This is a genomic window from Collinsella sp. LCP21S3_A3 (genome assembly GCF_052118905.1).
Lineage (GTDB): Bacteria > Actinomycetota > Coriobacteriia > Coriobacteriales > Coriobacteriaceae > Collinsella.
The window spans coordinates 27,863-46,349 of record NZ_JBQKGH010000006.1 but is presented as its reverse complement, the minus strand read 5'-3'; the positions used below and the strand labels follow the sequence as shown (position 1 = coordinate 46,349).

The 18,487-nt window shown below is 60.1% G+C and carries 17 protein-coding genes and 1 riboswitch; of the genes, 12 read left to right on the top strand and 5 right to left on the bottom strand.

What is annotated here, in order from left to right:
• Window positions 1-55 precede the first annotated feature (55 nt).
• The 3 genes from ACTQ0H_RS04615 (at window position 56) to ettA (ending at window position 2,892) form a co-directional block, all read left to right on the top strand.
• The gene (locus ACTQ0H_RS04615) at window positions 56-334 is read left to right on the top strand and encodes an autorepressor SdpR family transcription factor (protein ID WP_154517353.1); all 279 of its coding nucleotides are present in this window, start codon (window positions 56-58) and stop codon (window positions 332-334) included.
• Window positions 327-1,028 (top strand): SdpI family protein, encoded by a 702-nt coding sequence (locus ACTQ0H_RS04610; RefSeq protein WP_427718513.1) that lies wholly within the window; start codon window positions 327-329, stop codon window positions 1,026-1,028. The genes ACTQ0H_RS04615 and ACTQ0H_RS04610 overlap by 8 nt, the downstream gene beginning before the upstream one ends.
• A 184-nt stretch (window positions 1,029-1,212) precedes the next feature.
• Window positions 1,213-2,892 carry an energy-dependent translational throttle protein EttA gene (ettA, locus tag ACTQ0H_RS04605; protein ID WP_055251458.1) on the top strand — a complete coding sequence of 560 codons (1,680 nt, stop codon included), beginning with the start codon at window positions 1,213-1,215 and terminating at the stop codon, window positions 2,890-2,892.
• 59 nt (window positions 2,893-2,951) lie between these two features.
• Here the strand turns inward: ettA and ACTQ0H_RS04600 are convergent, their stop codons facing one another.
• Complete coding sequence (locus ACTQ0H_RS04600; RefSeq protein ID WP_441538096.1) at window positions 2,952-4,259, bottom strand: hypothetical protein; 1,308 nt, start codon at window positions 4,257-4,259, stop codon at window positions 2,952-2,954.
• Between the two features lie 138 nt (window positions 4,260-4,397).
• Window positions 4,398-5,360 carry a hypothetical protein gene (locus ACTQ0H_RS04595; protein WP_441040975.1) on the bottom strand — a complete coding sequence of 321 codons (963 nt, stop codon included), beginning with the start codon at window positions 5,358-5,360 and terminating at the stop codon, window positions 4,398-4,400.
• 203 nt (window positions 5,361-5,563) lie between these two features.
• Here ACTQ0H_RS04595 and ACTQ0H_RS04590 point away from each other — a divergent pair, with 203 nt between their 5' ends.
• The 5 genes from ACTQ0H_RS04590 to ACTQ0H_RS04570 all read left to right on the top strand — a co-directional run bounded on the left by ACTQ0H_RS04590 (window position 5,564) and on the right by ACTQ0H_RS04570 (window position 11,568).
• A complete protein-coding gene (locus ACTQ0H_RS04590; protein WP_441538094.1) occupies window positions 5,564-7,543 on the top strand; it encodes an NAD(+) synthase in 1,980 nt (659 codons plus the stop codon).
• Between the two features lie 118 nt (window positions 7,544-7,661).
• Window positions 7,662-8,825: a pyridoxal phosphate-dependent aminotransferase gene (locus ACTQ0H_RS04585; protein WP_441015783.1), complete on the top strand. Its 1,164-nt coding sequence runs from the start codon at window positions 7,662-7,664 to the stop codon at window positions 8,823-8,825.
• A 201-nt stretch (window positions 8,826-9,026) separates the two neighbouring features.
• Window positions 9,027-9,977, top strand: a complete 951-nt coding sequence (locus ACTQ0H_RS04580; protein WP_089573042.1) for an L-lactate dehydrogenase — start codon at window positions 9,027-9,029, stop codon at window positions 9,975-9,977.
• A 172-nt stretch (window positions 9,978-10,149) separates the two neighbouring features.
• Window positions 10,150-11,154 carry a nucleoid-associated protein gene (locus ACTQ0H_RS04575; RefSeq protein ID WP_118377194.1) on the top strand — a complete coding sequence of 335 codons (1,005 nt, stop codon included), beginning with the start codon at window positions 10,150-10,152 and terminating at the stop codon, window positions 11,152-11,154.
• Window positions 11,155-11,412: 258 nt separating this feature from the next.
• On the top strand, window positions 11,413-11,568 hold the full coding sequence (locus ACTQ0H_RS04570) for a hypothetical protein (RefSeq protein WP_441068540.1): 156 nt from the start codon (window positions 11,413-11,415) through the stop codon (window positions 11,566-11,568).
• Between the two features lie 70 nt (window positions 11,569-11,638).
• Here ACTQ0H_RS04570 and dapD read toward each other — a convergent pair whose 3' ends face one another.
• The 3 genes from dapD to dapA are packed head-to-tail and all read right to left on the bottom strand — an operon-like array spanning window position 11,639 to window position 15,440.
• Window positions 11,639-12,358 carry a 2,3,4,5-tetrahydropyridine-2,6-dicarboxylate N-acetyltransferase gene (gene dapD, locus ACTQ0H_RS04565; RefSeq protein ID WP_441538091.1) on the bottom strand — a complete coding sequence of 240 codons (720 nt, stop codon included), beginning with the start codon at window positions 12,356-12,358 and terminating at the stop codon, window positions 11,639-11,641.
• A 39-nt stretch (window positions 12,359-12,397) separates the two neighbouring features.
• Window positions 12,398-13,138 (bottom strand): 4-hydroxy-tetrahydrodipicolinate reductase, encoded by a 741-nt coding sequence (gene dapB, locus ACTQ0H_RS04560; protein WP_441538089.1) that lies wholly within the window; start codon window positions 13,136-13,138, stop codon window positions 12,398-12,400.
• Window positions 13,131-15,440, bottom strand: a complete 2,310-nt coding sequence (gene dapA / locus ACTQ0H_RS04555) for a 4-hydroxy-tetrahydrodipicolinate synthase (protein ID WP_441040964.1) — start codon at window positions 15,438-15,440, stop codon at window positions 13,131-13,133. Before dapA ends, dapB begins: the two co-directional genes overlap by 8 nt.
• A 65-nt stretch (window positions 15,441-15,505) precedes the next feature.
• Window positions 15,506-15,674: riboswitch (Lysine riboswitch) on the bottom strand.
• 144 nt (window positions 15,675-15,818) lie between these two features.
• On the opposite strand from dapA, the gene ACTQ0H_RS04550 reads away from it, so the two are divergent.
• The 4 genes from ACTQ0H_RS04550 to ACTQ0H_RS04535 all read left to right on the top strand — a co-directional run bounded on the left by ACTQ0H_RS04550 (window position 15,819) and on the right by ACTQ0H_RS04535 (window position 18,054).
• Complete coding sequence (locus ACTQ0H_RS04550) at window positions 15,819-17,006, top strand: N-acetyldiaminopimelate deacetylase (protein ID WP_441547865.1); 1,188 nt, start codon at window positions 15,819-15,821, stop codon at window positions 17,004-17,006.
• A 100-nt stretch (window positions 17,007-17,106) separates the two neighbouring features.
• A complete protein-coding gene (locus tag ACTQ0H_RS04545; protein WP_427747940.1) occupies window positions 17,107-17,388 on the top strand; it encodes a type II toxin-antitoxin system RelE/ParE family toxin in 282 nt (93 codons plus the stop codon).
• Window positions 17,360-17,701, top strand: coding sequence for a HigA family addiction module antitoxin (locus ACTQ0H_RS04540; RefSeq protein WP_427727846.1), 342 nt, complete (start codon window positions 17,360-17,362; stop codon window positions 17,699-17,701). The genes ACTQ0H_RS04545 and ACTQ0H_RS04540 overlap by 29 nt, the downstream gene beginning before the upstream one ends.
• Before the next feature lie 89 nt (window positions 17,702-17,790).
• Window positions 17,791-18,054 (top strand): hypothetical protein, encoded by a 264-nt coding sequence (locus tag ACTQ0H_RS04535; RefSeq protein ID WP_441547864.1) that lies wholly within the window; start codon window positions 17,791-17,793, stop codon window positions 18,052-18,054.
• Window positions 18,055-18,487: the final 433 nt, after the last annotated feature.

Genomic DNA, 18,487 nt, shown 5'->3' with positions numbered 1-18,487 from the left:
TATCTAAATATCGAGTATAGTGTGCGCGTCGAACGAAATGATGAGAGGAGGTCCTATGCCGGGAGAGGGTTTTAAAGCGCTGGCCGATCCTACGCGGCGGCGCATTTTGGAACTACTACGCGAGGGCGACCGCACGGCTGGGGAGCTTGCCGAGCATTTTGACATCAGCAAGCCGTCGTTGAGCCATCATTTGGCGACGCTCAAAAACGCCGGGTTGGTGACCGATGAACGTCATGGCCAAAACATCGTTTACAGCTTAAACACCACCGTCATGCAGGACTTGATCGGTTGGTTTATGGGCTTTACAAACACTGAAGGTGATAAGGATGAATAACGAAAACAAGGGCATTCACGCCACGGGGGTATCGCCACGCGTGTGGATCGCGCTGGTCGCTCTGTGCGTCGCCAATATCGTAGCGCACCTTATGGTGATGCCGAGCTTGCCTGCGCAGATTCCCACGCACTGGGGCGCGAACGGCGTTGACGGTTGGGGTCCCAGCTGGATGGCCTCCGCGCACGGCGTGCTGCCCCTGGTGCTTCTCGCAATGTTCTACGTGGTGCCGCGCATCGATCCCAAAGGTGAGGCATATCGAACCTCGGGCAAGTTCTATCAGGGCTTCGTAATCGCCTTCACCCTGTTCATTTGTGGTATAAGCTGGCTGGGAGAGCTTACGGTCTGGGGCGTGGTGCCGGCGGTCGGTTCGGTCAACGTGCTGATTTCCGGTGCTGTCGGTTTGCTGTTCATTGGCGTAGGCAACTACTTGCCGCGTGTGAAGCAGAACTATACGCTCGGTATCAAGACGCCCTGGGCGCTTGCCGATCCCGAGAACTGGCGCCGTACGCAGCGTTTTGGCGGTGCCTGCTTTATGGTGCTGGGTGTTGGTCTGATTGTGATGGGCGTTGCGGGTAGCGTGCTTTCGAGTGAAGTTGTCGCCGCGGTGATTGCGGTTCTGGCGTTTGGTTCGGTCGGAGTCGTCTACGTCTACTCGTATCTGCTGTGGCGCAAATCGCAGCGAGCCGCTCGTTAAGGTTGCGGAAAACTAGCGTACGCAGTTCATAGTATGTTCCGGGGGACTTTTCCCAGGTAGTATTAGGGGGTATGGGTAACCGTGCCCCTTTTTCGTTACGTTTTAGAGCTGGTTTTCTCATCTCGTTTCCACTAAAGCGAAACAAGAATAGGGAAATAGCAGGTAGAAAGGATAAAACAGGCAAATGGCAGAGTTTATCTACCAGATGTATCAGGCTCGCAAGGCTCATGGCGACAAGGTGATCCTTGACGACGTGACCCTGAGCTTCTATCCCGGTGCCAAGATCGGCGTCGTGGGCCCTAACGGTATGGGCAAGTCGACCCTGCTCAAGATCATGGCCGGCATCGAGGAAGTCTCCAACGGCGATGCCAGACTTACCCCCGGCTACACCGTGGGTATCCTGCAGCAGGAGCCGCCGCTCGACGACGACAAGACCGTCATCGAGAACGTGCGCATGGCATTTGGCGACATGATTGCCAAGGTCGATCGCTTCAATAAGATCGGCGAGGAGATGTGCGACCCGGACTGCGACATGGATGCCCTCATGGCCGAGATGGGAAAGCTCCAGGACGAGATCGACGCCGCCGACGGCTGGGATATCGATTCCAAGCTCGGCCAGGCTATGGATGCCCTGCAGCTGCCCGATTCCGACATGCCGGTCAATGTGCTTTCCGGCGGCGAGCGCCGTCGCGTGGCCCTGTGCAAGCTGCTGCTCGAGGCTCCCGACCTGCTGCTGCTCGATGAGCCCACCAACCACCTGGACGCCGAGTCGATCCTGTGGCTCGAGCACTTCCTGCACAACTACCAGGGCGCGGTGCTTGCCGTCACACACGATCGCTACTTCCTGGACAACGTTGCCGAGTGGATCTGCGAGGTCGACCGTGGTCACCTCTATCCCTACAAGGGCAACTACTCCACGTATCTGGAGACCAAGGCCGCGCGTATCGAGGCTCAGGGCAACCGCGACGCCAAGCTCGCCAAGCGCATGGAGGCCGAGCTCGAGTGGGTGCGCAGCTCGCCCAAGGCCCGCCAGGCCAAGAACAAGGCCCGTCTGGCCCGCTATGAGGAGATGGAGGCCGAGGCCCGCGCAAGCCAGAAGCTCGACTGGACCGACATCCGCATCCCTGTGGGCCCGCGTTTGGGCAACAAGGTGCTCGAGGCCCATCACCTGCACAAGGAGTTCGACGGTCGCGTGCTCATCGACGACCTATCGTTCACCCTGCCGCGCAACGGCATCGTGGGCGTCATCGGCCCCAACGGTGTGGGCAAGACCACGCTGTTCAAGACCATCGTGGGCCTGGAGCCGCTGACTTCGGGCGAGCTCGAGGTGGGCGAGACCGTCAAGATCTCCTATGTCGATCAGAACCGCTCCGGCATCGACCCCGATAAGAACCTGTGGGAGGTCGTCTCGGACGGCCTGGACCACATGATGGTCGGCGAGACCGAGGTCCCCAGCCGCGCATACGTGGCGAGCTTTGGCTTTAAGGGCCAGGACCAACAGAAGCGCGCTGGCGTACTTTCCGGTGGCGAGCGCAACCGTCTGAACCTGGCGCTCACGCTCAAGCAGGGCGGCAACCTGCTGCTCCTCGACGAGCCCACGAACGACCTCGACGTCGAGACGCTGTCCTCGCTCGAAGCGGCGCTGCTCGAGTTCCCGGGCTGCTCGGTGGTCATTAGCCACGACCGTATGTTCCTGGACCGCGTCGCCACGCACATTCTGGCGTGGGAGGGCACCGACGAGAATCCGGGCAACTGGTATTGGTTCGAGGGCAACTTCGAGGCCTATCAGGCCAACCGTATCGAGCGCCTGGGCGAGGACGCAGCCCAGCCGCATCGTATTCACCGCAAGCTGACGCGTGATTAGTCGAGCTCAGGTAACCTAACGAGAAAGGGACGATAACCTTGAGGGTTATCGTCCCTTTTTTACTTGGTAGAAGGCTCGACCTTATCGATAGCCCAGGTGGCGCCGAGGCCGCCGGTGGTGTTGCGGCGGATGCGCACGGTGACTTCGTGGCGCTCGTCGGCCTGCGTGTAGCGCAAGGGGAAGCTTGCGCGGTTTCGCGCGGCCTCGATGGTACCGCGCTCGCGGGCGATCCAGTAGTACTCGCCGACGATGCCGAGGGTGTCGGCGCCGTAGGGGAGATAGGTCGACAGCTGGTGTAGCAATGGGCCGGGGCAGAAGACCTCGGTTGTGAAATCGACGGGGAAGTCCTCGGGGATGGTCGGTGCTGCGGGCGTGGGGGTTGGGGCCGCTGCGGGTACCGAAGCCGGTGCCGGTGCGGGAATTTGGTCGCAAGCAGAGGTGGGTACGGACTCGATGACGGGTGCGGACTCCGGCGTCGCTCCCGGCTTGATCGTGGAATCTGCGGGCTTTACGGTGACTGGCGCGTCTGCAGTTGCGGTTTCAACCTCAACCTGCACCGCGCTCTCATTCTCGACGCTCGGCTTTGCCTCGGCTGGCGTGGAGGCCATGGTGGTGATGCCGGCGTTTGCGTTCTCGGGGTCATAGACGACCGTGAGCGAGATGGCGGGCTGCGGCGTCTCGGGCTCTGGCGTCGACTCGGTAGCGTCTTGATCGTCGGGCTCGTCGGACTGATCGTCCTCGGCCTCGTCGCCAAAAACATCGCTGTTTTGGAACGCAGACGCCTCGGGTTGGTTGGCGGCTTCTTCGGTTGTCGACTTGGGAGCCTCGTCGAGCTCCGCAGTGGCTTCCTGCTCTGATATGACCTCGGGATCGGTCGTGGCGGCGATTTCGGTTTCGGCTCCTGCTGTTACCTCAATAGCGACTTCGATCTCTGTCTCGGGCTCGGGTTCCGGCGCGGCTTCAACCATGGCTTCTGGCTCGGGATGCTTAACGTGCTTGGGACGCACGGCCTTGAGGTCCTTCTCGCCGCGCTTTTTCTTTTTGTAGGACTGCTTGGCGCCCTTGGCAGCCTTGGGCTTGTCCTCGCCTTTGGCAAGGGCGGCATCCCATGCCTCGTTGGCGATGACGGTGGCATACAGACGGCCGCCCTTAAAGACGGTCAGCTTAATGCAGTCGTCGAGCTCCTCGAGCAGCTCTCGCGTGGACTCGAAGCCCAGGTCATAAGCGGCCATGTCACCAGCGGCGAGCGCCTCTTCGACCTGCGTCATAAACGTTTGCTTGCCGCACCCAATCGCATCGCGCAGCAGGCGATACAGATAGATGTGGTTGCCCAGCGATAGTGCGGGCTTAACTATTGTCTTGCTCATGGCAAATCTCCTCTATACACACCAAAGCATCTTACCATCGCATGGGGCTTGCTACCTCGGCGCCCAAGGCAAACGGGCGCGACCGTTGCCGGTTCGCGCCCGTTATGCAGGTCGGTTATCTGTGAGAGGCAAACGTGCTTAGTTGCCCGATGCCGTGCCTTGGCTCGAGCTGTCAGATGGCGTGCCGGACGCGGATCCGCTCGAACTGTTCGAACTGTTCGAGCTGTTGGTGTTGCTGTTGTCGGTGGAGCTTGTGCCCGATGTATTGCCGTTTGCCTGGTCGCTCGTGCTCGGTTGAGAGCCGTCGGTCGTTTGGCTTGAGTCAGTCGTGCCGGATTGCGTACCGCTGTTGTTCACAGAGGAATCGGCGCCCTGCGACTGATCGAGGGTGTTCGAGGACGAATCGGTGGATGCGGAGGCGTCCTGCGAGTCGTCCTGCTGGCTTTGCGATTGATCTGAGCCATCCGCATCGTGCTCGGTTGTGCGCGACGAAAGGATTGACTCGGGACGCTCGCCCAGACCTTCACCGGCGGTGGTGATAAGGATGGCGCCAGCGCAGGCGATGACCGCGACGATGGCGATGGCGATCGAGAAGACGATGACCTTCTTTTGCGTCTGGCTGCGCTCTGCCGCCGCCTTGGCACGCAGACTGTTGGGGGCGACGCGCGCCGTGGTCGCGCGCCCCGCAACCTGGCACATCTCCTGCGTAGTCGCGGCGCCCCCCAGGTGCTCCTCGGCATTAAACTCAACGGGCTCATAGGCGCCGGCAGGGTAGTCGACGGCGGCGTGCGTACCTTTGAGGGCGTTGGCGCTGGCAGAGATAAAGTGGCGGTAGACCTGCGAGGACACAACGGTGATGACCGAGCTCACGGCGGCACCGATCACCGATCCGGCGATGCCGATCTTGGAAGCAAGTGCGACGCTCGTGGCGGCAGCTGCGGCGCCGGCGATGATTTGGGGAATGGAAATGTCGTCGAACAGGCCCTTTTTGGGCGCGATGGCCATGGTCTGTCCGATGGAATGGTTTTCGTGAACGCCGTTGTTGAGTGCGGCCGGTGTCATGACGCGCGTGCGCGGCGCGTCGGTGTACTTGGTTGTCATACGGGGCCCTCCCGGTGTAAATCTGCTTCGTTTCGTGTAGCCATCAGGGTACCCACCAGATGTGAATCGTACGTGACATTTAACAGATACCATCAACTCATCAATAGCTCACCAAATTGGTGGGATGCGGTTACACCCGGCGGTTGAACTACAATAGGGCTTGCTAATTGTTGTGAATGGCGTCTACGCACGGGAGCATTCTTATGAATCTTCACCTTTCTCAGTCTGATGGCTTTTTGCGTGTGGCGGCGGCCTCGCCGCGGATTCGCGTGGCCGATGTCGAGGGCAATGCCGAGGTTGCGCTGGCGGCTGTTCGCGAGGCGGTCGAGCGCGGTGTCCGTGCTCTGGTGCTGCCCGAGCTTAATCTGACTGGCTATACCGCGGCTGATCTGTTCCATAACCGCACATTACTGCATACCTGCGAGACCGCACTGGCACATATTCTCGATGAAACCCGCGAGCTGCCGATTGTCTTTACCATCGGTCTTCCCGTTGCGGTGGCCGAGAATATCTACAACTGTGCCGCCGTGTGCTGCGCGGGCGAGCTTTTGGGCCTCACGGCCAAGAAGTATCTGCCCAACTATGGCGAGTTCTATGAGCGCCGTTGGTTTGCTCCGGCGCCCGCCGATCCCGTGTGGGTTGAGTTTGCCGGTCAGGGTCCGGTTCCGCTGGGTTCGGGGCTTGTCTACCGCTGCTGTGATGAGGGCGCCGAGGATTTGGTACTCGGTATTGAGGTCTGCGAGGACCTGTGGGTGCCGGCGCCCCCTTCGACCGAGATGGCGCTTGCCGGTGCGACGGTGATCCTCAATCCGTCGGCCTCGGACGAGATTATCGGTAAGGCAGATTACCGCCGCAGCCTTATCTCTAACCAAAGCGCGCGCCTGTACTGCGCCTATGCCTACGCGGACGCGAGCGAGGGCGAGTCCACGACCGACATGGTCTTTGCAGGCGAGAACCTCGTCTACGAAAACGGTTCGAAGCTCGCCGCCACGAAGCTCCTCACCTGCGATATGGCGGTGGCCGACGTTGACCTCGACCGTCTGGTTGCCGAGCGTCGTCGTTCGACCACGTGGACGCGCGCAGACGATGCGCCGGAGGCCACGACCGTTGAGTTTTCGTTTGAGGGCGTGCTGGCCGAAGAACCTGTCCTGCGCGATGCGCTCGACATTGACCGTGTCTTCCCCCGCGCGCCCTTTGTGCCGGCCGACCATGGTGACCTGGCCGGGCGCTGCGAGACGATCCTCAATCTGCAGACTGCCGGCCTCAAGACTCGCCTTGCCCATACGGGTACCAAGGCTGCAGTCATCGGTCTTTCGGGCGGCCTGGATTCCACGCTGGCACTGCTTGTGACCGTGCGTGCCTTCGATGCACTGGGACTGCCGCGCACGGGTATCACAGCCGTGTCCATGCCCGGCTTTGGCACGACGCGTCGCACCAAGTCCAATGCCGAGTCGCTCGCTCGCGACCTGGGCGTGAGCTTCCGCGAGGTTTCGATCCACACGGCCGTGGAGCAGCACTTCAAGGACATTGAGCACGATCCGGCCGTCCAAGACGTGACCTACGAGAACAGCCAGGCCCGCGAGCGTACGCAGATTCTGATGGATCTGGCCAACCAGGCTGGCGGTTTTGTTATCGGCACGGGCGACCTGTCGGAGCTGGCGCTTGGCTGGGCTACCTATAACGGCGACCACATGAGCATGTACGCCGTCAACGCGAGCGTGCCCAAGACGCTTGTGCGCCATCTGGTACGTTATGCCGCTGATGTCTTTGGTGGGCGTATTGCCGAGGTCTTGCTCGATATCCTCGATACGCCGGTGTCCCCCGAGCTTCTGCCGCCCACGGGCGACGGTGAGATTGCGCAGAAGACCGAGGATTTGGTGGGCCCGTACGAGCTGCACGATTACTTCCTCTATTACCTGCTGCGTTTTGGCTTTGAGCCGGGCAAGATCTACCGTATGGCGCTCAAGAGCTTTGAGGGTGTCTATGACGCCAAGACCGTCCACACGTGGTTGCGTACGTTCTATCGTCGCTTCTTTGCCCAGCAGTTTAAGCGCAGCTGTCTGCCCGATGGTCCCAAGGTGGGCTCGGTGACGCTCAGCCCGCGCGGCGATTGGCGTATGCCGAGTGACGCCAGCTCGCGTCTGTGGCTTGCGCGGATCGACGCGCTCAATCCAATTGACTAAGGTTGGCTAAATTGAACCAATACGGGGGTTGCAAGCGTTACACTTTTGCAATCTGATGGCCCGTATCGCGCGGCGCTCTTGTCGGAGCGCCGCATTTTTTATATCGAAAGGTGGCACCATGCAGGCATCGCAGCGTCTCGACCGCTTTGGCGCGGAGGTCTTCGCCTCGCTCAACAACAAACTTCTTGCGCTGAAGGCTCAGGGCAAGACCATTTACAACATGAGCGTGGGCACGCCCGACTTTAAGCCGTACGACCACGTGGTCGAGGCGCTCACGCAGGCTGCCCAAAATCCCGAGATGTGGAAGTATTCCCTGCGCGACCTGCCCGAGCTTAAGCAGGCCGTGTGCGATTACTATGAGCGTCGCTTTGGCGTTTCGGGCATTACGCCGTCCATGGTGCAGTCGTGCAATGGCACGCAGGAGGGCGTGGGTCATTTGGGCCTGGCCCTGCTCGATCCGGGTGACACCATTCTGGTTCCCGATCCGTGCTATCCGGTCTTTGAGGCGGGCGCCAAGATCGCCGATGCCAAGCTCGAGTACTATCCGCTGGTGGCGGAGCACAATTACCTGCCCTATGTGGCGGGCATCGATCCCGAGGTGGCCGATCGTGCCAAGTACATGATCGTGTCGTTGCCCGCCAACCCGGTGGGCTCGGTGGGCACGCCCGAGGTCTACGAGGAGATTATCGCCTTCGCCCGCGAGCACGACTTGCTGATCGTCCATGACAACGCGTACTCCGACATCGTGTTTGACGGCGAGCCCGGCGGCAGTTTCTTGCAGTATCCCGGCGCGCTCGAGGTGGGCGTGGAATTCTTCTCGCTTTCCAAGTCGTTTAACGTCACCGGTGCGCGCATCGGCTTTTTGGTCGGCCGTGAGGATGTGGTCTCTGCCTTTGCCAAGCTGCGCAGCCAGATTGACTTTGGCATGTTCTTCCCGATTCAGAAGGCCGCCATCGCCTGCCTCAATGGTCCGCGCGATGAGGTCGAGGCGCAACGTCTGAAGTACCAGGAGCGCCGCGATGCCCTGTGCGACGGTCTTGAGGGCCTGGGCTGGGAGCGTCCCAACGCGCATGGCTCTATGTTTGTGTGGGCCAAGCTTCCCGGTGGTCGCACCGATTCCATGGCGTTTTGCGAGGAGCTTATGGAGAAGGCCGGCGTTGTGGTGACGCCGGGCGCGAGCTTTGGCCCTTCGGGCGAGGGGCACGTGCGCATGGCGCTGGTCCTGCCGCCCGATCAGATCGCTTTGGCTGTCGAGGCCATCCGCGAGGCGGGCCTGTATTAGAAGACTATTTGGGCTCGTCAATAGCTCGAAACCGATTTCGTGCAGTTATTTTACGAATCCTGCAAACAATTTCGGTAAACGGTCGATTTTTGGCTGCGTATAGGAGCATAATCAAAGTCCCGATTGGATGTATTGGGATTACGGCAAGCCGCTCGGGTCGTTCCCGGGCGGCTTGTTTGTGGAGAGAGATGGGAGTTTCTAATGGTTAACGAGAAGAAGGTCGCTATTGTCGGCTGCGGTTTCGTTGGTTCGTCTTCGGCGTTCGCGCTGATGCAGAGTGGTCTGTTCTCCGAGATGGTTCTCATCGACGTGGACAAGAACCGCGCCGAGGGCGAGGCCCTGGATATTGCGCACGGCATGACGTTTGCCGAGCCGATGAAGATCTACGCCGGCGATTATTCTGATGTCGCCGACGCCGCCATGATCGTCGTCACCGCTGGCGCTGCTCAGAAGCCCGGTGAGACCCGCCTGGACCTGGTCAACAAGAACGTCAGCATCTTTAAGTCCATTATTCCCGAGATTAAGAAGTCTGGCTTCGACGGCATTCTGCTCATCGTCTCCAACCCGGTCGACGTTCTGACCTACGCCGCCATCAAGATGTCCGGTCTGCCCGAGGGCCATGTCATCGGCTCCGGCACCGTGCTCGACACCGGCCGTCTACAGCAAATGCTCGGCGCCCACGTCGAGGTTGACCCGCGCGATGTCCAGGCCTACGTCATGGGCGAGCATGGTGACTCCGAGTTTGTCGCCTGGTCCAGCGCTCAGGTTGCCGGCGTGCCGCTGAACACCTTCTGCGAGCTTCACGGCCACCTGGAGCATGAGGCTGCCGAGAAGCGCATTGCCGAGGACGTCAAGAACTCCGCCTACACCATCATCGAGAAGAAGCACGCCACCTACTACGGTGTCGCTATGGCGGTAAAGCGCATCTGCACTGCCGTCATGCGTGACGAGCAGACCGTTCTGCCCGTCTCCTCGCTCATGGTGGGCGAGTATGGTCTGTCCGATCTTGCCATCTCCATGCCGACCGTCGTTGGCCGCGACGGCGTTGTCTGCCGCGTCCCCGTGCCGCTGAACGATGACGAGCAGCATGAGCTCACCGCCTCCGCAAAGGCCCTCAAGGACATTATCGACAGCGTCGACTTTTCCTGCTAAATCAAGCTCGCTAGAGCGAAAAGCTACAATGAAGGCGTCCGGGCCCATGTGACCCGGGCGCTTTTTTATGCAAAGGGGACAGGCTTGTTTGCACCAATCTTCGATGCGCCTGGGGCGGACTCGACCGCTATACTGGTTCGTGCCAAAAGCGATCTAGAACGGAATGCCGTATATGAAAATCAATCACGCGATTCTGCATATCCTGGACTTTGACTCTGCCGTCAACGTCATGAGCCAGCGCGAGCTGGATATCGAAAGCCGTACCGTGCGCAGCTTTGTGACCACGCATCTGCGCCGCGCACGTACCTCGGCCGACAATAAGCGCGCCACGTTTGCGGAGAACTCTGCGTTTGGCGGCGAGCTCAAGGGCTATTTCTTTGGCGAGCGTGAGTTCGTGGACTTGTCTCAGCAGATTGCGGAGTTCATCTCTTCCGAACTCACCAAGGCCGAGAAAGCCGAGTCCACTGACGTGCTTGTGGCGGACTTTGACGATGATGAAGATGCCCGCTGGTTTGCTGTGATGCTGCTGGGCTCCAAGCAGGCATTCATGCACGAGGTGGGTCGCGAAGAGGGCGAGGTTCGTAACGACATCGCGCGCCACTACGCCATTTTGCCAAACCCCTCGCAAAAGGTGCCGAGCTATGCCATCGTGCGCGCGAGCACCATGGAGATCGGCTACGTGGATAAGAAGCGCAAGATTGCCGGCGAGGATCGCATGCTCATTCCCGACGGTCTGCTGCAGTGCGACACGGGGGTTTCGGGTAAGGAGGTCATCGACACGGTGACGCGCGTGGTCGAGGAGGTCGCCGAAGAGCACGGCGCCAACACGGCCGTAGCGCTCGCCAAGGTCAAAGCCGCCGTTGCCGAGAAGGTTGAAGACGACGAGGAGCTGCCGCCTTGGGATATCGTCGATGAGGTCTTTGAGGACGAGCCGGTCATCAAGGAGAGCGTGCGTGCGGCGCTGACCGAGGAGAAGGTTCCCGAGCGCGTGCCCGTGGAGCGCAAGCAAGTCGAGCGCGCGGCCGTACGCAATCATAAGATTCGTACCGACACGGGTATCGAGATCAGCTTCCCGGCCGAGATGGGTTCGAACTCCGAGTACATCGAGTTTGTCAATGAGCCTAACGGCCTCATCTCCATCGAGCTCAAAAACATCGGTAGCATCGAGAATCGATAAGGCTTTTAACTTTTGAATAAAATTAAAGACGCGCGCTGATGAAATCGGAACGCCGCTTCACGGCGAGCTCGCCGGCTGCAAAAAGATTAAATGGCGGAATGCGGGACTCAAAATGGTTTTCCGAATCCGAGAGGACGGAATGGTTGAGATTGCCGAGATTGTAGCAATAGGACGGCGCGATCGTTCCGAGGTCTATAAGACGGCCGTAGGGCGCCTGTCAAAGCAACCCGCCATGGTTGAATACGACGGAACCCTGAGATGATGAAGGCCGAAGCCTCGGACGAGGGCTTCGGCCTTTTTACTTGGGGCTTAATCACGTTGCAGGTTGAGCATAAGTCAGCGAAAACGACCCAGAGCGAGCAAGGTGACGTGAAAGAGGAGGGCATTGACCTTCTGGTCATGCCCGACGATTGAACGTCAGATTGCCGCTCTGGGTCGTTTGGAGCGTCGACAAGTTACGCGGTTTGGTAAAACCGCGTAACTATTAGAGCTGGCGCAGGCCTTCCTCGAGACCGGTCTTGCTGTCAGTCTTCTCGTCGCGCATCTTGATGACGCGGGCAGGGACACCGGCCACGACGGCGCCGGCGGGGACGTCCTCGACGCACACGGCGCCGGCGGCAACGACAGCACCCTTGCCCACGCGCACGCCTTCCAGGACCACAGCATTGGCACCGATCATAACGTCGTCCTCGATGATGACAGGCGTGGCGCTGGCGGGCTCCACGACGCCTGCCAGCACGGTGCCGGCGCCGATGTGGCAGTTCTTGCCCACGGTGGCGCGACCGCCCAGCACGGCGCCCATATCGATCATGGAGCCTTCGCCAATGACGGCGCCGATGTTGATGATGGCGCCCATCATGATGACGGCACGGTCGCCGATCTCGACGCGGTCGCGGATGATTGCGCCCGGCTCGATGCGGGCGTTGATGCCCTTGAGGTCGAGCATGGGCACGGCGGAGTTGCGGCAGTCGTTCTCCACATCGTAGTAGTCGATGGAATCGGCGTTGGCGTCGAGGATTGCCTTGAGCTCATCCCAGTCGCCAAAGACGGTCTTGCCACGGCGGCCGCCATAGACATGCGCATTGCCCCACTGGACCTTCATGCCCGGCTTTTCGCGCACGTACAGCTTGACGGGCGTCTTCTTGGGCGCGGTGGCGATATAGTTGATAATCTCCTGTGCATCCATTTCGGCTGCGTTGCTCATTTGCGGTCTCTCCTTTGGGTGGATCCGGTTGATACCTGGTTAGGCAAACATGACCTGGTCGAAGGTATAGAAGCCGTGCTCGCGGGTGACGAGCTTCTGCGCGGCTGCCAAGGCGCCGTTGACAAAGATCTGACGACTCGTGGCGCGATGCGTGAGCGTGACCTCCTCGTCCTGGCCAAAGAAACTTACCTTGTGCACGCCGGCGACGGTGCCGCCGCGCAGCGAGTGCATGCCGATCTCCTTAGGGTCGCGCGCTCCGCACATGCCCTCGCGGCCATAGACGGCGTGGTAGCCTGCCTCGGGCTCGGCTTCGACGACGGCGTCGAGCAGCAACTTGGCAGTGCCGCTGGGGGCGTCGACCTTTTGGTTGTGGTGCGTCTCGACGATTTCGCAGTCAAAGCCGGGCAGCTCTCGCGTGGCCTGTGCCACCAGATGACGCAGGGCTGCGATACCGATGGAGTAATTGCCGGAGTGCATGACGCGGGTGCACTGACCCAGCTCGCGCAGGCGATCCATCTGCTCGGGCGTATAGCCTGTGGTGCCCGAGACCAACGCCGCGCCCGTGCGCTCGACATAGGCGACGACGGTGTCGAAGGTCGCAACGTTCGAGAAGTCGATGATGACGTCGGCTGCCGGGGCGCTCTCGAGCTCTGACAAGTCGAAGCCGATCTGGGCGACGATGTCAAAAACGGGCTCTCCGGCGGCGTCGGCAATACCCTCGGCGGTAGTGCGGATGAGCGAGCCCATGCGGCCCGTTCCCATAATGACGGTCTTAATCAAGCAGACCAGCTCCCTTCAGAGCATCGGTAAGTGCGGAGCGCGTGTCGTCTGCCATGGGGCACAGCGGCATGCGGTAGTTTGCCTCGATCATACCCATCTGGGCGAGCGCTTCCTTGACGGGGATGGGGTTGACCTCGCTAAAGAGGGCATTGATGAGCGGCTGGCCGGCAATCTGGATATCGCGGGCACGTGCCACGTCACCGTCCAGATAGGCGCGGCACATGTCATGTACGAGCTGCGGCTGCACGTCGGCCCACACGCTAATGGTGCCCGAAGCACCCAGGCTCATGAGCGGCACGGTGAGCGCGTCCTCGCCCGAGTACATGCGGAAGTCGTCGGACAGCAGGTGGGCGATCTTGGCAGCGTAGGCGACGTTGCCCGAGGCTTCCTTAATACCCATGATGTTGGGGTGCGCGGCCAAGCGCTCCACGTTGCGCTCGCTGATGCCGCAGCCACAGCGGCCGGGGATGTTGTACAGGATGCAGGGGATGTCTACGGCATCGGCGACGGTCTTAAAGTGCTGGTAGATACCCTCTTCGTTGGATTTGTTGTAGTAGGGGGTAATGAGCAGCAGGCCGTCGGCTCCCAAGCCCTGGTAAGTGAGCGACTTGGTGAGCATGGTCTGCGTGGAGTTGGAGCCCGAGCCGGCGATGACGGGAACGCGTCCTGCAACTTGCTTGACCACCGCGGCGACAACGGAGTTGTCCTCGTCGTCGGTCATCGTGGCGCTCTCGCCGGTGGTGCCCAGGGCGAGGATGGCGTCGGTGCCATTTTGCAGGTGGAAATCGATAAGGCGCTCGAGCGCATCAAAGTCGACACTGCCGTCCTTTTTAAACGGCGTAACCAGGGCGACGATTGAGCCCTCGAGATTGCGGATGTCCATGTTCTTCTCCTTCGCTTCGGCGATCTGGATGCGCTTGTTCCATTGGGCGGCGACTGCCAGGCGCTCGTCTTGGGCGCGGTGGCGGGCACTTTCGGCGCGCGACTTGGCCAACAGTTCTCGGCCGCACGGCAGCACGTCGAGCGTGGCAAAGTAATCGCCCGGGCGTTCGGCGCGGCGGATGAGGTCGGCCGCGCCATCGGGGCGCAGCAGGACCTCGGCGGAGCGCAGCCGTCCGTTGTAGTTGTAGCCCATGGAGTAGCCATGCGCACCGGTATCGTGGATTACAAGCAGGTCGCCCATGTCGATATGCGGTAGCTCGCGATCGATGGCGAACTTGTCGTTGTTCTCGCACAGATTGCCCGTGATGTCATAGGTGTTCGTGACGGGCGCTGTGCCCTTGTCGGCGCCGCCCGGCTGACCCATCACCGTAATGTGGTGGTAGGCACCATACATGGCGGGGCGGATCAAATCGACGGCGCTTGCATCGACACCGATATAGTCCTTGTAGATCTGCTTCTCGTGGATAGCCTTGGTGACCAGGCAGCCGTAGGGGCCCATCATAAAGCGGCCCATCTCGGTGTAGATTGCCACATCGCCCATGCCTGCGGGGACCAGGATCTCGTCGTATGCCGCGTGCACTCCCTCGCCGATGGCGTGAATGTCGTTGGCCTGCTGCTCGGGCAGGTAGGGGATGCCGACGCCGCCGGATAGATTGATGAAGGCGACGTGTGCGCCGGTCTCGCGCTCCAGGCGCACGGCAAGCTCAAAGAGGATGCGCGCGAGCTTGGGGTAGTAGTCGTTGGTGACGGTGTTGCTGGCAAGGAAGGCGTGGATGCCAAAGTCCTCGGCACCCTTGGTCTTGAGCATACGGAAGGCCTCGAAGAGTTGCTCGGTGGTCATGCCGTATTTGGAGTCGCCAGGGTTGTCCATGATGCCGTTGGAGAGCTGGAACAGGCCGCCCGGATTAAAGCGGCAGCTGACCGTCTTGGGGATGGGCCCCGCAACGCGCTCAAAGAACTCGATGTGGCTGATGTCGTCAAAGTTGACGATGGCACCCAGCTTGTCGGCGAGCTCAAAGTCCGCAGCCGGCGTGTCGTTGGACGAGAACATGATGTCGTGTCCCGTGATACCCAGCGAGCGGGCGATCATGAGCTCGGTATAGCTCGAGCAATCGCAGCCGCAGCCGTATTCGTTGAGAATGGAGATGAGTGCCGGGTTGGGGTTGGCCTTGACGGCAAAGTATTCCTTAAAGCCCGGGTTCCACGCAAAGGCGTCGCGCACCTCTTGCATGTTGCGGCGGATGCCCGCCTCGTCGTATAGATGAAATGGCGTGGGGAACTGCTCGACGATATGCTCGAGCGTCTCCTTGTCCACAAACGGCTGCTTGGCCGCATATGCCTCGTTGGGGGTCAATGCCATGTCCCGTAAACCTCGCTATCCAGACGGCGCCATCTGCGCATCGAATCCGCATAGCGTGGACCCAATGTCCGGATAGCGCTCCCGCATTGCTGCAGACAGTCCTGTGGGTGTTTCCCACAGGCCCACCAGGTTGTTCGTGCCCGAAAAACCCAGTTCGGCGGGTTTCGCCTCCCCGCGGGGTCAAAGCCTGCCGGCTCGCCCGCGGCTCTTCGTGCCCGCGCCTCTATCAAGTGGTAAAGACCCTATCACGTTGCACTTTACCAAACAAGAGTATTCGTATATAACGTTTAAAAAATGCAGGGATATGCTGGAAACATGTGCGCCACAATCCTGTATCACAATAAGTTGCAACAGATGTGCCTCACGAAGGGATCCTCTATGACCGAGCTCCAAGAACTCCGTCGCTATCGGCGCGATCTCCATCGCATTCCGGAGCTCGATTTCGATCTTCCGCAAACCATTGCCTATATCGAGGGCGTGCTGGCACCGCTCACCTGCGAAGTGACCCATCCGTGCCCCAGCTGCGTCTGCGCTTTCTTCGACGCCGGCGTTGATGCCGCGCATGCCACGGCGATTCGCGCCGATATGGATGCGCTGCCCATTGAGGAGGCGACAGGGGCGGCCTTTGCCTCGACCCATCCCGGCAAGATGCACGCTTGCGGACATGACGGTCACATGGCCATGGCACTTGCCGCCGCGACGTATGTCGACCGTACGATTCGCGAGCAGCCGGGCGCCATGAGGCGCAACGTGCTCTTTGTGTTCCAGCCGGCCGAGGAAACGACCGGTGGTGCCAAGACGGTATGCGAGAGCGGCGTGTTCGAGCGTTATGGGGCCGACCGCATTTTTGGCTTCCATGTGTGGCCCGATCTGCCTGCCGGCACGTTGGCGAGCTGTTCCGGTCCGCTGCTGGCGCGTTCGAGCGAGACGCATATCTATATTCACGGTACGAGCATCCATATTGCTAAGACCTATGGCGTGCCGGTCGAGGAGTCGCACGATGCCGCGTTGGCGGCAGCGAAGTTTTTGGTTGCCGAGCGCGAGCTGATGGACGAGCTGGGCGGCGACGAGCCCTGTATCGGCAAGTTTGGTCTGCTGCAGGCCGGTACGGTTTGCAACGCGGTGGCGGGGGAGGCCCATGTGGCCGGAAGCCTGCGTGTGTTTACGGACGGCATGTTCGACCGAGCGCGCGAGGGCGTGCGCCGCGTGCTTGATGAGGCATGCGCTGCAACGGGCTGCACGTACGATCTCGACTTTGCCGAGGGCTATCCGCCGGTCGACAACGACCCCGAGTTGTTTGCCAGCGTCGCGCCTGCCTTGCCCGGCCTGCAGCTTGTGGAGGAACCGCTGTTAATTGCCGAGGACTTTGCGTTCTATCAGCGGCATCTGCCGGGCGTGTTCTTCTTGCTGGGCACGGGTGTGCCGGAGGGTCAAGAAAACCCGAGCGATTCGGATGGCTGCCCAGCTTATGCGATGAGCGCCCTTCACACCGATACCATGCTCTTTGACGAGGAAATTCTGCTCAAGGGCCTCGATGTCTACAAACGATTGCTTTTGCTTGGTTAATCGGCGCGGGCACATGTTCTAGAAAATACGAACAAATGTACGGTATAATAGAGATGTATGTCTGTAGAAACGTTTGACGTTATTAACGTAAGGCGATACTATGATTGCATCGTACAAAGATGAGGATACCGAACGTTTTGCAATGGGTGTGCGGGTCAGGAGGTTCGTGCCCTTTGAGCGGGTCGCATTGAGGAAGATTCGTCAACTGCAGGTTTGTGCTTCACTTGATGACCTTCGCGTTCCTCCGGGCAATCGTCTTGAAGCGTTGAAGGGCGATCGCGCCGGCCAATATAGTATCCGTGTTAATGAGCGCTATCGGGTCTGCTTTGAGTGGAGACAGGGGATGGCTTGGAATGTCGAAATCGTCGATTATCACAAGTGATGAGACCGCGCCCGATTTGCTGTCACCGGTGACTCCTGGTGAACTTCTCAAAGAGGAATTTCTTGTTCCTATGGGCATTTCTCAATATCGTCTTGCTAAGGAGACCGGGATTCCGGCACAGCGTATTGGGCAGATTATTTTGGGGAGGCGTCGTGTTACGGCTGACACCGATCTTCGCCTTTGCCGCTACTTTGGCCTAACGGATGGTTATTGGCTGCGCGCCCAGATAGCGTTTGACCTCGAGGCGGAAAAGAGGCGCATCGAGCCGGAACTGGATAAGATCGTTCCTGTTCAGCAGGCTATCGCATTGTAGTGTTCAAAGATGTTGAGGTTGGAGTGACGATGGGGCGACGCCGACAGTCTGCCGTTTATAGTCCCGGTGGGTGTGGATGCGGCTTGTTGTTGCTTCCGGTTATTGCTGTGAGCATTGGCGTTATGTTTGCGCTTGCCGGGTTGGCTGCAGCGGCACTCGTGTTGCTGATCGTGGCCATTGGCGTGACGATTTGGCTCTGCCGCAATCGCGAGCAACGCCATGCCGACGGCAAGACCGATGTGGGATGGATTGTCTTTTTGGTTACCGCCTACCTGTTGAGCATCAGCTACCTTGTGTTCTTTGTTTTGCTGCTCGTTAGCACCTTTACCGGGGAATCCGTCACGGTGGGCTAGGCTTCGACGAGCCTTTTGAGGATGAGGCGAGGGGGCGGATGGGACATGTTGTTCAAGACGGAGTGCGACGCGCGGGCGGCAAGAAGATCGCGATTCCCATCGGCAAGCAGGACGCGACCGTCTTCCGCAAGGTGATGAGCGCAAAAGACGCCATCTAAGAGTTCGCGCCGGCGCTAGGGACGGCCGATCAGGAGCGGGCATTGCGTATTGCCCGAGTGCGGGCGAGACGGATGGTGGCGTGGATGATTCGCGCTTATCTTCCTTACTTTCGGATTATTCACCAAAAATAGCTGTGCGGGCACATCACGAACAATCGCCAAACAAGGCATAAACACGGGCGCGGGGCTTATCGGCTTCGTGCTCTTCTTCGCCATAAGAAACGACAACAGCAGAGCGGTTAGCCGAGCGCTAATTTTCGTCTGGAAAGCGAGTG

Excerpts from the sequence above, each read along its gene's own strand:
- ACTQ0H_RS04575 (WP_118377194.1), top strand. The coding sequence starts at position 10,150 with ATGAAAATCAATCACGCGATTCTGCATATCCTGGACTTTGACTCTGCC.
- ACTQ0H_RS04570 (WP_441068540.1), top strand. The coding sequence starts at position 11,413 with ATGATGAAGGCCGAAGCCTCGGACGAGGGCTTCGGCCTTTTTACTTGG.
- dapD (WP_441538091.1), bottom strand. The coding sequence starts at position 12,358 with ATGAGCAACGCAGCCGAAATGGATGCACAGGAGATTATCAACTATATC.
- ACTQ0H_RS04615 (WP_154517353.1), top strand. The coding sequence starts at position 56 with ATGCCGGGAGAGGGTTTTAAAGCGCTGGCCGATCCTACGCGGCGGCGC.
- ACTQ0H_RS04600 (WP_441538096.1), bottom strand. The coding sequence starts at position 4,259 with ATGAGCAAGACAATAGTTAAGCCCGCACTATCGCTGGGCAACCACATC.
- ACTQ0H_RS04545 (WP_427747940.1), top strand. The coding sequence starts at position 17,107 with ATGATTGCATCGTACAAAGATGAGGATACCGAACGTTTTGCAATGGGT.
- ACTQ0H_RS04585 (WP_441015783.1), top strand. The coding sequence starts at position 7,662 with ATGCAGGCATCGCAGCGTCTCGACCGCTTTGGCGCGGAGGTCTTCGCC.
- dapA (WP_441040964.1), bottom strand. The coding sequence starts at position 15,440 with ATGGCATTGACCCCCAACGAGGCATATGCGGCCAAGCAGCCGTTTGTG.
- ACTQ0H_RS04580 (WP_089573042.1), top strand. The coding sequence starts at position 9,027 with ATGGTTAACGAGAAGAAGGTCGCTATTGTCGGCTGCGGTTTCGTTGGT.
- ACTQ0H_RS04550 (WP_441547865.1), top strand. The coding sequence starts at position 15,819 with ATGACCGAGCTCCAAGAACTCCGTCGCTATCGGCGCGATCTCCATCGC.
- ACTQ0H_RS04610 (WP_427718513.1), top strand. The coding sequence starts at position 327 with ATGAATAACGAAAACAAGGGCATTCACGCCACGGGGGTATCGCCACGC.
- ACTQ0H_RS04540 (WP_427727846.1), top strand. The coding sequence starts at position 17,360 with ATGTCGAAATCGTCGATTATCACAAGTGATGAGACCGCGCCCGATTTG.
- ettA (WP_055251458.1), top strand. The coding sequence starts at position 1,213 with ATGGCAGAGTTTATCTACCAGATGTATCAGGCTCGCAAGGCTCATGGC.
- ACTQ0H_RS04595 (WP_441040975.1), bottom strand. The coding sequence starts at position 5,360 with ATGACAACCAAGTACACCGACGCGCCGCGCACGCGCGTCATGACACCG.
- ACTQ0H_RS04590 (WP_441538094.1), top strand. The coding sequence starts at position 5,564 with ATGAATCTTCACCTTTCTCAGTCTGATGGCTTTTTGCGTGTGGCGGCG.